Origin of the sequence: Micromonospora sp. NPDC049301, from assembly GCF_040678715.1 — a bacterium.
Classification (GTDB): domain Bacteria; phylum Actinomycetota; class Actinomycetes; order Mycobacteriales; family Micromonosporaceae; genus Micromonospora.
Map to the genome: position 1 here is coordinate 131019 of NZ_JBFAQO010000008.1, position 12637 is coordinate 143655.

Annotated in this window: 12 protein-coding genes; 5 read left to right on the forward strand and 7 right to left on the reverse strand. The window is 70.9% G+C overall.

Translation table 11 applies throughout. The features are described from left to right. Positions 1-2: 2 nt before the first annotated feature. The 7 genes from AB0K07_RS23615 to AB0K07_RS23645 form a co-directional block, all read right to left on the reverse strand. Positions 3-605: a hypothetical protein gene (locus AB0K07_RS23615; protein WP_363757578.1), complete on the reverse strand. Its 603-nt coding sequence runs from the start codon at positions 603-605 to the stop codon at positions 3-5. Continuing rightward, positions 602-1789, reverse strand: a complete 1188-nt coding sequence (locus AB0K07_RS23620) for a M23 family metallopeptidase (RefSeq protein ID WP_363757580.1) — start codon at positions 1787-1789, stop codon at positions 602-604. Before AB0K07_RS23620 ends, AB0K07_RS23615 begins: the two co-directional genes overlap by 4 nt. Next, positions 1786-2343, reverse strand: coding sequence for a hypothetical protein (locus tag AB0K07_RS23625; protein ID WP_363757582.1), 558 nt, complete (start codon positions 2341-2343; stop codon positions 1786-1788). Before AB0K07_RS23625 ends, AB0K07_RS23620 begins: the two co-directional genes overlap by 4 nt. Continuing rightward, positions 2340-4259 carry an MFS transporter gene (locus AB0K07_RS23630; protein ID WP_363757584.1) on the reverse strand — a complete coding sequence of 640 codons (1920 nt, stop codon included), beginning with the start codon at positions 4257-4259 and terminating at the stop codon, positions 2340-2342. The genes AB0K07_RS23625 and AB0K07_RS23630 overlap by 4 nt, the downstream gene beginning before the upstream one ends. Positions 4260-4449: 190 nt before the next feature. Beyond that, a complete protein-coding gene (locus tag AB0K07_RS23635; RefSeq protein ID WP_363757586.1) occupies positions 4450-7851 on the reverse strand; it encodes an ATP-binding protein in 3402 nt (1133 codons plus the stop codon). A gap of 49 nt (positions 7852-7900) precedes the next feature. Further along, positions 7901-8263 (reverse strand): hypothetical protein, encoded by a 363-nt coding sequence (locus AB0K07_RS23640; protein WP_007466101.1) that lies wholly within the window; start codon positions 8261-8263, stop codon positions 7901-7903. 12 nt (positions 8264-8275) lie between these two features. Further along, positions 8276-8590: a hypothetical protein gene (locus tag AB0K07_RS23645; RefSeq protein WP_030327982.1), complete on the reverse strand. Its 315-nt coding sequence runs from the start codon at positions 8588-8590 to the stop codon at positions 8276-8278. Between the two features lie 355 nt (positions 8591-8945). Here AB0K07_RS23645 and folP point away from each other — a divergent pair, with 355 nt between their 5' ends. From folP to AB0K07_RS23670, 5 genes are all read left to right on the forward strand, one after another. Continuing rightward, on the forward strand, positions 8946-9821 hold the full coding sequence (gene folP, locus AB0K07_RS23650) for a dihydropteroate synthase (protein WP_363757588.1): 876 nt from the start codon (positions 8946-8948) through the stop codon (positions 9819-9821). Beyond that, complete coding sequence (folB, locus tag AB0K07_RS23655) at positions 9818-10183, forward strand: dihydroneopterin aldolase (RefSeq protein ID WP_363757590.1); 366 nt, start codon at positions 9818-9820, stop codon at positions 10181-10183. The genes folP and folB overlap by 4 nt, the downstream gene beginning before the upstream one ends. Further along, positions 10180-10707 carry a 2-amino-4-hydroxy-6-hydroxymethyldihydropteridine diphosphokinase gene (folK, locus tag AB0K07_RS23660; RefSeq protein WP_363757592.1) on the forward strand — a complete coding sequence of 176 codons (528 nt, stop codon included), beginning with the start codon at positions 10180-10182 and terminating at the stop codon, positions 10705-10707. Before folB ends, folK begins: the two co-directional genes overlap by 4 nt. A gap of 19 nt (positions 10708-10726) precedes the next feature. Further along, positions 10727-11266 (forward strand): DUF3180 domain-containing protein, encoded by a 540-nt coding sequence (locus AB0K07_RS23665; RefSeq protein ID WP_363757593.1) that lies wholly within the window; start codon positions 10727-10729, stop codon positions 11264-11266. A 117-nt stretch (positions 11267-11383) separates the two neighbouring features. After that, complete coding sequence (locus AB0K07_RS23670) at positions 11384-12598, forward strand: ABC transporter permease (RefSeq protein WP_363757595.1); 1215 nt, start codon at positions 11384-11386, stop codon at positions 12596-12598. Positions 12599-12637: the final 39 nt, after the last annotated feature.

The window sequence follows — 12637 nt, forward strand, 5'->3', positions numbered from 1 at the left end:
TGTCACTCGATCCACAACAGATGCACGGGTACTTCCAAGGTGGTGGGCGCTTGTCCGCCCCAGGCCCACCGGTACCACTCCATCTCTGGCGTGACTCGAACGCAGATGTCCCCGTCAGCGCCCGAGTAGGTCTCAGTCACCGCCCGCAGGTCCCGTCGCTCAACTCCGTCAACCATCTGGACCACCCGCCGTCCTGTCACAGCATCAGCCTCGAACACCGGCGTCGGGATTGGATGCGCGGGGCCGTCGAGCGAAACAAGCCGGACTATGCTCCCGCGGGGTTTTGAGCCAGCGGATGAACGGGGCCCAATCGTCTCCACCCATACTCGTTCGACGGGGACCAGGGGAGCGAAGACCTCCATCTGCTCTGACTCGGCGCGGTACCACTCATGCTCCGGGATGACCGGAACGTAGGTGCGACTGCCCTGTACCACTTTCTCATCGGCGCGCAGCTCGCTCCGCCAGCCGAGCCCGGGTAGTCCGATAATTACTCGCTGCCCGCGAAGGTCCACGCGGCTGGTGGCCGGCACGAACTCAATGGGGCGGGGTGGAAGCGGCGCCCAGTCTGGCTGTTCGGCAAAGGGATCAGGAAGCGGGTCCGTCATCGTGCAGGATGCCTTGCCCCCGCCCCGTTCAAGGGGGCGCCACGTTGCTGCATGAAGGTCACAGGGTCAATGGCGCCTGCGCTGCTCCGGTCGGCATCCTGATGAACCTCAAAGTGAAGATGCGGACCCGACGAGTTGCCGCTACTGCCAACCTCGCCAATCACCTCGCCAGCCAGTACCACCTGTCCGACGGCGACCCTCGGCTTGGTGATCATGTGGCAGTAGCGGGTGATGATTCCTCCGGCATGCAGGATGTCAACGAACCATCCGCAGCCACCTTTGCCTGGATACCCGTCCACGTCGCAGTTGAGTCGCCCACTGCTGTCGGGGTCGCAGCGGGAAACCAGTACCCGACCAGCCGCGGCGGCTCGGATCAGGGTGCCTTTCGCGGCTCCGATGTCCACCCCGTTGTGGGAAGGGCGACTGGCGGTCCGGAAGCCGGAGCCGACGCCGCCCGGAATCGGGGCAGTGAAGCCCGAGGCGGCGATCTTGCCGTCCGCCGCAGCGTTGCAGACCGACCGATTCTCGATCTGCACCGTCCGGGCCGCTCCGCCAGCGAGGGCATCGACGATCTGGGTGGCTACGCCCTCATGCTTGGCGTACGCGTCCGGGAAGGCGCTCACCTGAACCCTCTGCGCCGCCAGGGTGAGCGGCATGCGCTCCCAGTCCTCGACCGTGAGAAGCTTCTCGTAGAACTTGCGCGCTGTGTAATCCGGGCTCATCCGCTGCGAGACGCTGCCCCACGAGGCTCGCTGCTGGAACAAACCCAAGGAGTCGTGGTCGGCGCCGACGCCCTCATTAGGCAACCCTTGCGATTGTGGGACCGTGCTATTTGCGAGGTTCCGTAGTCCGGATTCCTGCATGGCGGTTGCTACGGCGATGACCCAGCCGCGCGGCGGGACCTCCATGTCCTGGCCGGCTCTGATGATCACAGCCGCATTGCGTAGCTGGCGTTCTCCATACCTGGCCAACCGGGGCATGTCGCCCATCACCTTGACGGTGTGGTCCTTTCCGCAGGTCAGCCCCATCGGACTCATCACCTCCGCCGACTCCCCACCCAGCTCGGTGAGGAAGAAGGCAGCCGTACCCCCGGTGCAGCACACGAGGACTAGCACTGTGGTGAGTGCGCCAGCCACGGCGTTGCGGCGTAGCTGCCACCGCCGTGGACGGCTCCCATCGCTCATTGCTGCTCCCAGTCCACTGCGTCAACCAGCCACTGCCCATCAGGCGACACCAGTTCCAACCGGAGGCGACCAGTGTCGAACGGAATGAGCACCTCGACAAACGCTTCCGTACGTGGCCGAAGGGTGGGCTTGTCAGTCACTCGCCCTGCTGGTACTTCGGCAGGGTTGGCTCCGGTTAGCTTTTCCGTCAGTGCCTCGGTGGAGAGCGGACGCAGGCCAGCATGCCATTGCTCTGTGGACATATCTGGTTCACCAAGCCACGCTTTGACGAATCTGTCAGCGATTCGCTCCGGGGGCAGGGCACCTGCGCGAGTATTCGGGGACGGGGGTGTGGGAGTGGAGATGGCACCGTCATCGCCCGTCCGGGGGTCGACGGTGGTGATGGGTTCGTTCGGCCGGTTACTCAGTCCTGACATCGAGTCGTCGGACCCGGCGACCAGCCGTGCCGCCCCGATGATGCCGAACACCACCACCGCCAGGGCAAGCGCAATCCCGAGCCGTGATTTCAGCACTCGGGTGACCAGGAACTCCAGTGCCCGACGCATCGCACTCACCGCGCCTCGGTGCGCATTCGTGGAGTGGACCTCTCCGGTGTGCTCTCTACCGAGCCTGGCCGGTAGACGACGAACGACGGCTTCTCGTCCGGCAAGTCCGGCTCGGTCCAGGTAGCCGGTTGGCGGCGGCGGGGTTGAGGTGCGACCGGGCGGGCGGCGCCGCTCTGTTCCTCAGTCGCTGGCGCCTCCTCCGCCCGCTCGCGACCTCCGGGCCGCTGCCGCAAGGTATCGCTGCTATTGGCGTGCGTCGGGTCCTCATGCCGTGCCTCCGGACGGAGTCTGGTCTGCTCGGCCATGATCGCTCTCCGACGATCCATGGCGGGCTCAGCGGTCCCACCCGGTTCGGCCACGTCTAGGCGGGCCGCGGCGCGCATGTCACGGAAAAATCGACGATGCCAGGAGCCCGCCGAGCTGACCGCCTCGCTGCTGTCCTTTCCGCCGAGTTGGGTGATCCGCCGGTAGGGGCGGAGCAGCAGCCAGCCGACCACGCCACAGAGCCAGACCAGCACCACTTGGAGCCAGCCGGGCAACGTGGCCGTGCTCATGATCAGATCGACTGCAAACAGGTAGATTGCAGCACCGGTGCCGAAGATGGCGATATTGAAGACGGCCGCCACCACTGCGTTCGCCAGTCGGCGCAACCCGGCACTGGCCGGGCGCATCAGGCCCACCGTTCCGAGAATCGGCGCGGCGATCACTGCCCATCGGAAGATCAGGAACCCGAGCAGCACCAGGACCGATGCAGTGAGGTCGAACATCGCGAAGAGCAGAGACGCCAGCACCGCGATGAAGCCGGCGCCGACTCGGTCCATGTCTCGGACCCCTTGGAGATACTCGTAGGCCTCCGGATCCTCCCGCTCGACCTGCGCGGCGACGGTCATCCACTGCTGCTGCTTGGCCTTAATGATCACGTCGCGAGTGGCGGGATTCTTTCGGATGGACTCCGCTTCGTCCCAAGTCAGCGATTTCGCGTCGTAGAGCGCCGGACCGTACTTCTTTGCAGTCTCGCTGTCCGCCGAGCCGAGGGCGCCCCGCAGCCAGTTCCGGTAGAGCATCGCCTCGGTGGCCGTATCGCTGGCTCGCACGGCGGGTGCGCGCTTGTCGATGCAAGCATCCGGGTTCGGAACCGCACACTTGTCGGCGGGAATGTCCTTGGATGCGGGGCCGACTGCATCGTGTACCACGCCGAGAGTTGTGATAAGTGTGCCGTCGGCGAGGTTCGCTGACTTAACGGGCCACGCGGCCAACGCGGTCACTGCCACCATTACCAGCAACGCCCAGCCGGCTGTGGTCATGGCGTTGCTCATGTCCGACTGGCGCGATCGCCAGAGCAGGTAGAGGCCGACCACGCAGAGTGTGATGATTCCGAAGACGCTGAATACCTTCTGATAGACGGCCTTGGTCGCCTGATCGACTAGGGGGTCGGCCCAACTCCACATTGAACGTGGGTCCCAAGCACGTTCGCGTAGCGCATTCGAAGCGCCCACAATCGCAGTGGCGACCATGAACTCTCCATTGGCGACGGTGTTGCTGAACTTGTAGTCCGGGTGAAGCACCGAGGACGCACATCCGCCCTCGACACGGTAAGTCGTGTAGCCATAGCCAGCGTAGCCGTAATCGCTGTAGTAGCCCTTCGGGCCGGGCTGCTTCGAGGACTCCGGTCGCGAGGCAAACCATCCAGCGAGCCCGGAATCTGGCGCGGTGGGAGTTGGTGGCCGCCAGCAGTTCGCCTCTGACTCGGCAACTTGCTGAAGTTTCTTGACGCAGGCCCGGAAGTCGGCCTGCCACTCCTGGGTCGTGCACAGGTCGGCGCGAGCCTGGGCGGCGGGCGGGGCGGCGGCCGCCGCCTCCGCGCCGATCAGCGGCCAGGTGAGGGTGGCCCCGGCCAGTACGCCGAGGGCGAGCAGGAACGCCATGATCCGTGCCCGTGCCCAAGGGCCTGGGTCAGGGCCCCTAGTCGGCCTGGGGCGGGCCCAGGCGACGACCGGCTGCGTTGGAGATCCGGCCGGATACAACACCGGTATCCGGCCGAGTCTCCGCCTTGCCGGACGCGGCCTGGACTTCGCCTCGGCTCGACCGAGGACCCTGACCCAGGCCCTAGCCATGTCACGCCTCCAGATCCGGCAGGGGGATGCTCGGGAGCACTCCGGCCGCCGCGGCGATCGCGGCGGGCGTCGTGTCGAGGTGGTCCAGCAGCCCTTCGACGTACGAGACGTCGACCCGGACCTTCTGCACCCGCCCGTCGACGTCGCGCATCACGAACTCGCGGAAGCCGAGGCGGGCGGCCGAGCTGGTGTCGGCGGCGGAGAGCGAGGCCAGGGTCGCTTCGTACCCGTCGTTGACCGGCACCCGCAGCAGCCGCAGCGCTTCGGAGGCGATCTCGGCGTCTTCGGCGATCCGGCCGACGAAGACGGTGGAGACGAGATTCTGTACGTCGAGGCCGAGGATGTCGCGCGGGTTCTGGGAGGCGACCAGCGCGGCCAGGTTCCACTTGCGGGAGTCCCGGGCGAGCCGGACGAGGAACGATCGCCCGGACCGCCAGCCCTCCATGAAGTGCGCCTCGTCCAGGCCGACGAGTTTGCGTGACGACATCGACCCGCCGTAGCAGCGGCGGACGGCGAGCCGGTGCGCCGTGTGCAGCATCGGCAGGGCGAGTGCCTCCTCGGCGGACCAGTATTCCCGTTCGATCTTGAGGTCGGGCAGCCGCAGACCGGCCATGGTGATCACGGTGAGCGCCGCGTCGGCGCCGAGCAGACCCTCCGGCGGCCGACCGAAGAAGAGCATGGCCAGCGGCATCTCGGCGGTGTCCAGCAGGAGGTTGGCCAGCTCCTTGCCGGCGTCGTCGTCGAGCTGCCCGAGGCAGCTCACCACGTCGTCCAGTGTGGAGGTCTCCTCGGCGGAAACCTGACGGACCGCGTGCCGGAACAGGGTGGCCGTGGACGCCTCCCGGGCCACCTGCGGCGGCACCAGCATCATGCAGATGTCCTGGACGAGCATCCGCCGCTCGGCCCGGGCGTTGGAGACCGCGATCTCGAACTCCCGGTCACCGGACGCGCCGGCGCCGAACTCAGTGCGCAGCGGCGTCGGGATGAGCGAGTAGGGAGCCAGGGTGCCGTGCTCGGAGCCGGTCAGGTTCAGCACCCGGGAGTACGGCCGCAGCTCCGGCATGGCGCAGAGCCGGGCCAGCGGACCGGACGGGTCGAGCAGGGTCACCTGGACCCCTCGTCGGGCGGCCAGGTAGCCCAGCGCGCCGAGCAGGGTCGACTTGCCGCCGCCCGGCTCCGCCACGAAGACCGCGAGCCCAGAGCGTTCGCGTACCTCCATGGGGAAGTGCAGGTCGAGGAAGACCGGGCGGCGGCAGGTGCCGGCGGTCCGACCGATCAGGTCGCCCCGCCGGTCGCCCACGTTGGAGGCGGCCTGAGGGAGCGCGGCGGCGAGCAGCGGCACCGGCATCCGGCGGACGTAGCCGGTGTTGGCGATCGGCTCGCCGGGGATGAACTCGCGGGCCAGCCAGTCCTGGTTCTTGGGGTGCTGGAGCGAGATGCGCAGTTCCCGGGAGTAGAGCTGGATGAGCCGGCGGGCCCGCTCCAGGCACTCCTCCCTGGTCCGGCCGCCGACCGCGATGCGGTGCCAGCCGTGGGCGCGGGCCGAGTCGACCGGCAGCCCGGTGGTCATCTCGTCGCCGATCACCAGTGCCCGCTTGGCCAGCCGCTCCAGCTCGGGCGGCGCGTCGATGCCGTGCTCGGCGTAGTCGAGCTGCTGGGAGCGGATCATCCGCAGCCGGTGTTCGAGATTGCGGAACGAGTCGCCGGAGCCGAGGATGTCGACCCGGGTGGAGATCTCCATCGGCCAGGGCAGCCGCTCGTGGAAGTGCAGCCACGGCTCGTGCCGTTCCGGGATCTCCAGTGGCTCCATCCGACCGACGGCGAGCACGGCGACGTGCCGTTCCTCGCCGGTCATCCGGTTGACCAGCTTCACGGTCGAGCCGTACGGGGTGCGGTAGCGCTCGACCTGCTCGGTCAGGGCGAGCAGGTCACCGCGCTCCCACTGCCCGTTGGTCACCGGGGAGAGCGTGCCCGGAGGTGCCATGCACAGCGCCACCGAGCGGTAGAGCAACCACTCCAGCTCCTGTGCGGTGACCCGTCGGCCCCGCATGCCGAACGCGCCGAGCACCTCGTCGAACTGTTCCACGGTGCGGCCCAGCTTGCGGCGCTCGCCGTCGGCGGTGCCCCGCCCGAAGGTGCGCAGCAGCCGCTCGGTGAGCGAGTCGCCGAGGGAACGGCGGGCGAAGGTGACACCGAGGTAGGTCTGCCCCTCGGCGTGGTTGACCGCCATCAGGTGCCGCTGGGCGGCGACCAGGTGGTCGGCCCAGCCGGTGGTGCCGGGCACGTCGGGCAGCGGTGCCGGGGTGTGCGCGTCGATGGTGCGCGCCCACTCGTCGGCTGGGAACGGCCGGGTGGTGCGGCGCAGGTGCAGCCGGAAGCCGGCCAGGCCGGCGTACTGCTCGGAGATCGCCGAGAGCAGCGCCTCGCGTTCGGCGTCCGGCCGGAAGGCCCAGCGCACCTCGGGCAGCCAGTACCAGGCTGTGACCGTGTTCGGGGTGAAGGTGAGGTGGCCGGCGATCTCGGTGATGGCCAGTTCGACCGACGGGTCCCGGTCCCCAAATTTGATCTTCGGGGCGCGGACCCGGGTCGGGCGGGTCGGCCGGTCCTGCCGACTCGCGGCGCGCTGCCGGGGTGCGACGACGTCGCGCCCGGCCGGCGGGGCGCCGCCCGGCGCGGACCGGTCCGCGCCGGTGCCGCGGCGCGGAGCACGCTCCAGAGCCGGCCGGTCCGTCGGTGCGGCGCTGGCCGGCCGACCTGCCGGGGCCGCCGGCCCCCCGGCCGTCGGTCGGGAGAGCGGTGCGCCGCCGGCCGGTTGGGCCGCCGGACCATTCGAGGCGGTCGGCGCGCCGGTGGACGGGGCCGGCTCGTTCGCCGGGAGCAGCATCGGCAGCCGGTCGCCGGCCTGGTGCGGCACCCGGGACTCGCTGGGCGGATTGCCGCCGGCGCGCCTCGGCTCGACGGGCCGTGCACCGCTGGCCGGCGCGTCGTCGGAGGTCCATGGTGGTTCCAGCTCGGGTGCCCGGTCCGGTGCGCGGCGGGCCGGCCGGGGCGGGGCGGCAGCGGACGGCTGCTGCTGCGGGATCGCCGGCTGCTCGCGGGGCGGGCCCGCCGGCACGGCCCGCGTCGTGCCGGGCCGGGACGCGCCGAAGAGATCCAGGAACGGGGAGTCGATGTCCGCGTTCTCGCCGGCCGACACCGCGCTGGGCTCGGCGGGCGGCGTGCGGCGGGGCACCGGTCGGGGGGCCTGGAAGACGCCGACCGAACCGTGCCCGGGCGAGGTCACCAGCGCGGGATCGAGCGCCACCTCGTCCTCGGGGTCGGTGTAGTCGACTGACTGCGCACGGTGACCAGCCGGCGCGGCCGGACGGCCGGCCGGGGAACCCGGCGTGGAAGAGCGACTCATGCGACCGCCTCACCCGCGTCGTGCGACGGACCGATCGGCGTACGCCCGGTCATGCCAGCTCCTCCCGGATCCTGATCCGGCTGCCGACCAGCCGCGGATCGCGCTGCTCGATCGCCGGCTCCCGGGTGCGTCGCCAGTCGGTCAGCGCGGTGCGGATGACCACCCGCGCAGGCCGGTCCGGGTCGACGTGCCGGAAGATGAAAGACGTGGTCACGATGGCGAGCGCGATCTCCCAGGCGGGGAAGAGCTCGACCGTCAGCGTGAACAGCCAGTGGATGAACATGTAGAGGGGGACGAGCAGCATGAAGAGCCCGTACTGGGCGTACGGCAGGTGGACCGGAAGGGTGTAGCCGGGCGGCCCGAGGTAGACCAGGCGGGCCCGGTAGATGTCGTCGTCGGTGCGCAGCCGCATCTGGGAACGCGCCTACTCGAAGATCAGATCGATCAGGTAATCGCCGACGAAGAAGAGTGTGGCCGCGCCGGCGATGAAGGCCAGCCCGACGATGGCGATCGCGGAGCTGGTCAGCACCTTGGAGATCTCGCCCCGGCTGGCCCGCCCGATGAAGATGACACCCAGGACGGCGAGCAGGATTGGCGCGATCTTGCTGGCGAAGAAGGTGACCACACTGTTGGTGTCGATCCCCTTCGGTGCCGGCTCGGCGAGCGGAGCTGACGCCAGGGTGGAGAGCGCGTGGGCGACGCCGGACGACGCCGTCTCCATGAGCTCGAAGGCGATCACTGGAACCTCCCCATATCGCGGCCGGCGGTGCCGCGGCGGTGCAGTAGGCAAGCCTGGCGGGAAATGTGCTCACAGGGCGCAGCGTTCTCGACCCTGTGTTCGTTACTCACCACGGAGAGTGGTGAGCTTTGGGCGGTTTTTCCCCGCTTCGGCCCTCCCTCCAGGCTTCGCCATCTCGATGCTGGCCAATTCCAAAGCGTACGGGCCGCCCCGGATTGCGACAAGCCGCGAAGGGACTGCCTGATACTGCCTGGACGACCGATCGTACACCTGTTCCAATGCGCACGTCAGGGATGGTGATCGAGGGTCGACCCGGGCTGGTCGGGTCCGCCGCGACCACCGGTACCGTCTAGTCGTGACCGATCTGGTGCGGGCCCCGGGCCCGGTGGTGATGGGCGTCCTCAACGTCACGCCGGACTCCTTCTCCGACGGCGGACGGTACGCCGACCTCGGCTCTGCCGTCGGACATGGCGTCCGTCTGCGCGACGCCGGTGCGCACCTGGTCGATGTCGGCGGTGAGTCGACCCGCCCGGGCGCCGAACGGATCGACGCGGCGACCGAGGCCGACCGGGTGCTGCCGGTCATCCGCGAGCTGACCGCCGCCGGCGTGCCGGTCAGCATTGACACCAGCCGCGCCCGGGTGGCCGAGGCCGCGCTGGGCGCTGGCGCGGTCGTCGTCAACGACGTCTCCGGCGGACTGGCCGACCCCGACATGGCGCGGGTGGTCCGCGACGCCGGCTGCCCCTGGGTGCTGATGCACTGGCGTGGACACTCCCGCGAGATGCGCGACCTGGCCAGCTACACCGACGTGGTGGCCGACGTCCGGGCCGAACTGGCCCAGCGGATCGACGCGGCGCTGGCCGCCGGGGTGGCCGCCGACCGCATCGTCATCGACCCCGGCCTCGGCTTCGCCAAGACCGCGGCGCACAACTGGGAGCTCAGCGCCCGGCTGCCGGAGCTGCTCGACCTCGGGTATCCGCTGCTCTTCGGCGCCAGCCGCAAGTCCTACCTCGGCCGCTTGCTCGCCGCACCGGACGGGACGCCGCGATCCACCGCGCAGCGGGAGGCGGCGACCGTCGCCACCAGCGTGCTCGCGGTCGCGGCGGGCGCCTGGGGGGTACGCGTGCACGACGTGCGGGCCACCGCCGACGCGCTCGCCGTCTGGGTCGCCACCGGCAGACCGCGGATGGCCGCCGCCTGTGCTGGTCACGAGCGAGAGGGGAAGCGATGACCGACCGGATCCAGCTGACCGGCCTGCGGGCCCGGGGGCGGCACGGGGTGTACGACTTCGAACGGGTCCAGGGACAGGACTTCGTCGTCGACGCCGTGCTGGAGATGGACCTCGCCCCGGCCGCCACCACCGACGACGTCACCTTCACCGTCCACTACGGCGAGTTGGCCGAACGCCTGGTCGCGGTGGTGACCGGCGAGCCGGTCAACCTGATCGAGACCCTCGCCGACCGGCTGCTCGCGGTGTGCCTGGCCGACGAGCGGGTCGCCAGCGCCACCGTCACCGTGCACAAGCCGGAGGCGCCGGTGCCGCACACCTTCACCGACGTGGCCGTCACCATGACCCGGGCGCGTGCCCGGTGACCCGGGCCGTGCTCTCGCTCGGCAGCAACCTGGGCGACCGGCTGGGCCACCTGCGTACCGCCGTCGCCACGCTCGGTGACAGCGTGCTGGTCCTATCCGGCGTGTACGAGACTCCACCGTGGGGTGACGCCGATCAGCCCGCGTACCTCAACGCGGTGCTGCTGGCCCAGGACGACGCCGCCACCCCACGCGACTGGCTGGAGCGGGCGCGGGCCGCGGAGCGCGCGGCCGGCCGGGTCCGCGACCCGCAGCGGCGGTTCGGGCCGCGCACCCTCGACGTGGACGTGATCGCGGTCTGGGGTGACGACGACGAGCCGGTGCTCAGCGACGATCCCGAGCTGACCCTGCCGCACCCCCGGGCGCACCTGCGCGCGTTCGTGCTGCGACCGTGGATCGACATCCAGCCGTACGGACGGCTGCCCGGTCACGGCTGGCTGACCGACCTGCTCACCACCGGTCCGGCCGCGGACGACGCGCTGGATCTGCGCCCCCGACCGGAACTGGCGTTAGAGTCGACGGCATGACCGAGCGGAGCCGGCCGGCATGACGCAGGCGAAGTCCCCACGACCGGGCGGGCCGGGCCCCGACCGGTCACGGATGGGCCCCACCCGGATCTCCACCCTGGTCGTGGCCGCCCTGGCCGCGGCGGCGGTGGCCTGGCTGCTGATCAGCACCCTCTACTACAGCGGCATCCCGCGGCTGCCCTGGCTGCCGGTGGTGACGCTCGCCGCGCTCGCCGTGCTGGAGGCGTACGCCGCGATCAACACGCGGGGGCGGATCGAGCGCAAGCCCGGCCGCGATCCGGTCAACCCGCTGCTGGTCGCCCGGCTCGTGGTGCTGGCCAAGGCGTCGGCCCTGGCCGCGGCCATCTTCGCCGGCTTCTATGCCGGGCTCACCGGCTGGCTCTTCGTCGAGACCACCCGGGCCGCCACGGAGGATCGACCGGCCGCCGGGTTCGGCCTCCTCGCCTCGCTGGCGTTGGTGGGCGCCGCGCTCTGGCTCGAGCGTTCCTGCCGGGTGCCGGAGCGCCCGGACGACGAGCGCGAGCCCGACCAGCGCGAGAGCCACCCCGGCCAGCGCTGACAGGGGGTTACGCCCGGCTCCGGGCGCGGGTACGGTGCCTGCGATCGGAGAGCAACGGCCGCCCCGGTCCGTCCCCGCACGGGACCGGGGACGGCCGGCCACTGGGGAGGCGGCGTCATGGGGTACGAAGAAGCGGGCCGGGACGGGCTCCTCGAGCCCTCGTCCGGGGTGCCCGCCGCCGTTCTCGAGAACGTCTTCGACGACCCCAGTCAGGGCGAGCCCGGCCGGGACCGGGTCGGCGTGCACCTGGGATGGGAGATCCTGCTGCTGGCCGGCCTCGCCACCCTGGGCTGGCTGCTCTGGCGGGCCGACTCGGACGTGCTGCGCGGCGACAACCTGCGCACCCTGCTGGTCGACGTGGTCGGGCTCGGGCTGCTCGCCCTCGCCGCCGGGCTGAGCCTGCGTACCGCCGCGCCGAACCTGGCTGTCGGGCCGGTCGCGGTCGCCGCCGCCCTGCACTACGCGGAGCAGGGCGACCAGGGGCTGGCGGCGTCCGTCGGGCCGGCCGTCGCGGTCGCCGCGCTGGGCGGGCTGGCGCTGGCGCTGGTCGTGGTGGTGCTGCACGTGCCGGGCTGGGCGGCCAGTCTCGCCGGTGCGGCCGGGGTGGTGGTGTACATCGAACGCCGGTCGGCGCCCGTGCTGGTGCAGGGCGACTTCGACCCCGGGCGGAGCGCTGGTTACCTGTTCGCCGGGTTCGCCGCGGTGGCGGTCCTCGGCGGGCTGTTCGGGGCAATCCGGGCGATCCGCCGGCTGGTCGGCCGGTACCGGCCGATCGCCGATCCGGCCCGTCGCCGGGGCGTGGTGGCCGCCGTGGTCACCGCGTTCGCGCTGGTCGGCTCCACGGTGCTCGCCGCGCTCGCCGGCGTGCTGCTCGCCGCCAACGGCCCCGACCCGGTCGCACCCGACCCCGGGCTGGACTGGACGGTGCTGGCGATCGGGGTGGCCCTGCTCGCCGGCACCAGCGCGTACGGCCGTCGGGGCGGACTGTTCGGCACCCTGCTGGCGGTGGGCCTGGTCAGCGTCTTCCAGGCGTACGCGAGGGTGCGCGGCTGGTCGTTCGACCACTGGACGGTCGGCGGGGTCGCGCTCGGCGTCGGCCTGCTCGTCACCCGGTTGGTCGAGACGTTCGGACGGCCCCGGGCGGGCAGCACCGAGACGCCCGAGCCGGTCGGCGACGGCGCGATCAGCACGGGCTGGGCGGTGCCACGTTCGCAGCCGGTCGACAACTGGCCTTCCACCCTGCCGACGCCGGCCGCGCCGCAACCGGTCGAACCGTGGCGGGATCCGCGCTGGGAGGACAGCCCGCGCCGGTGGGACGACGGCGAGCGGTGAGCCGTGCCGCGTCCGCCGGGCCGGAGCTGATCTCGACCG

What these genes read in the sequence shown, in the direction of transcription:
- AB0K07_RS23640 (WP_007466101.1), bottom strand. Translation starts at nt 8,263, where the DNA reads ATGCGGCTGCGCACCGACGACGACATCTACCGGGCCCGCCTGGTCTAC.
- AB0K07_RS23615 (WP_363757578.1), bottom strand. Translation starts at nt 605, where the DNA reads ATGACGGACCCGCTTCCTGATCCCTTTGCCGAACAGCCAGACTGGGCG.
- AB0K07_RS23670 (WP_363757595.1), top strand. Translation starts at nt 11,384, where the DNA reads ATGGGGTACGAAGAAGCGGGCCGGGACGGGCTCCTCGAGCCCTCGTCC.
- AB0K07_RS23665 (WP_363757593.1), top strand. Translation starts at nt 10,727, where the DNA reads ATGACGCAGGCGAAGTCCCCACGACCGGGCGGGCCGGGCCCCGACCGG.
- AB0K07_RS23620 (WP_363757580.1), bottom strand. Translation starts at nt 1,789, where the DNA reads ATGAGCGATGGGAGCCGTCCACGGCGGTGGCAGCTACGCCGCAACGCC.
- AB0K07_RS23630 (WP_363757584.1), bottom strand. Translation starts at nt 4,259, where the DNA reads ATGGCGTTCCTGCTCGCCCTCGGCGTACTGGCCGGGGCCACCCTCACC.
- AB0K07_RS23635 (WP_363757586.1), bottom strand. Translation starts at nt 7,851, where the DNA reads ATGAGTCGCTCTTCCACGCCGGGTTCCCCGGCCGGCCGTCCGGCCGCG.
- folB (WP_363757590.1), top strand. Translation starts at nt 9,818, where the DNA reads ATGACCGACCGGATCCAGCTGACCGGCCTGCGGGCCCGGGGGCGGCAC.